General features: G+C 72.7%; 1 protein-coding gene. It reads right to left on the bottom strand.

Features of this window, described 5'->3' with window-relative positions; all coding sequences use genetic code 11:
• The coding region (locus tag WG922_RS21900) for a hemagglutinin repeat-containing protein (RefSeq protein WP_340285165.1) at positions 1 to 1289 on the bottom strand (1289 nt) is incomplete at both ends.

The raw sequence follows: 1289 nt of genomic DNA, 5'->3' as shown, positions 1-1289 counted from the left end.
TCGCCGCCGGCCACCTGGGTGTTGGTCCAGGTGACATCGTTGCCGTCGGCGCGGCCGCGCGCGGCGCTGGCGCTGGCGTTGAACAGCAAACCATCGGTGCCGTAGCTGACGCCCACGCTGGCGCTGCTGCTGCGGTTGGTGCTGTGCTGCTCGGCGGTGTTGCGCGCGGCCAGCAGGAGCACATCGTTCTCGGCGTCGAGGACGGCGGTGCCGCCGGCTCTGAGGGTGGCGCCCTGGGCGATGATGTTGCTGTCCGCGCCGGCGCCGCGGGCGGTGACGCGCAGGTCGCCGCCGGCGATGACCTGGGTGCCGCGGGCGGAGTCGCTGGCGTGCCTGGTCGTGCTCGCACTCCTGGCGCTGCCGAGGCTGATGCTCAGGTTGATGCCGCCGGCCTGCTGCGCGGCGCTGGCTCCGGCGGCCTGGCCGTTCGCCAGGGCGTTTGCCGCGCTGTACCCGGTGAGGCCCAGGCTACCTGCCGCCATGGCCAGGCTGCGGGAGTCGTCGGTGTTGCGCGCCGAGCGCGCTGTCTGCTGGGCTCCTTGGACGGCGCTGATCGCGGCGCCGGTGATGCTCACGCTCAGGCCGCCTTGGCTGCGCTCGTAGCGTTGTTCGCCGCTGGTGCGCTCGCGCGCCTCGGGCAGGTACACGCGCAGGCCGCTGATGTCGACGTCGCCTTCGAGGGCCAGCACGTCGCTGCCGATGACATGGACGTCGTTGCCGGCGCGCACGCGCACGTTGCCTTGCACGCTGCCCACGGTGCTGGCCCGCGCGGTGGTGCTGCGCTCGTTCACCGTGAGCTGCTCGCGGCTGCTGCCGTAGGACACGCCGCCGAGGGCCCCCAGGCCGGATTTCTTGGTGTCCGTGCGGCTGCTGCTGGTGTGCTCGTCCTGCGCGGCTTCGATGCGCGCGTCGCGCACGGCGTCGATGACGACGTCCTGCTGGGCCACGATCTCCGAGCCGCTGACGAGCGCGTCACGGCCGGCCCGGATGGTCACGCGCTCGCCTGCGACCAGCGTGCCTTCGGCCAGGCGTTCGGTGCTGCGCTGCTCGTGCTCGGTGCTGCTGCTGGAGAGGAAGCCGCGGCTGCGGGCGAGGCTTTCCCGTTCGCTGGTGTGTTCGGTGGTGAGGGTGCCGACCTTGACGTCGCGGCCGGCGACGAGGCTGGTGTGGCCCTGGTCGCTGGTGATCCTCGCGCCCAGCGCGGTGATGTCCTCGCGGGCCTGGATGGTGAGGTCTCCGCCGGCGCTGAGGGTGCCGCCCGAGAGGCTTTGCTGCGTTTGCGCCAGCCG

It is taken from the genome of Ramlibacter sp. AN1015 (assembly GCF_037726105.1).
Taxonomy (GTDB): domain Bacteria; phylum Pseudomonadota; class Gammaproteobacteria; order Burkholderiales; family Burkholderiaceae_C; genus Ramlibacter.
This window is presented reverse-complemented; position numbering and strand designations above follow the sequence as displayed.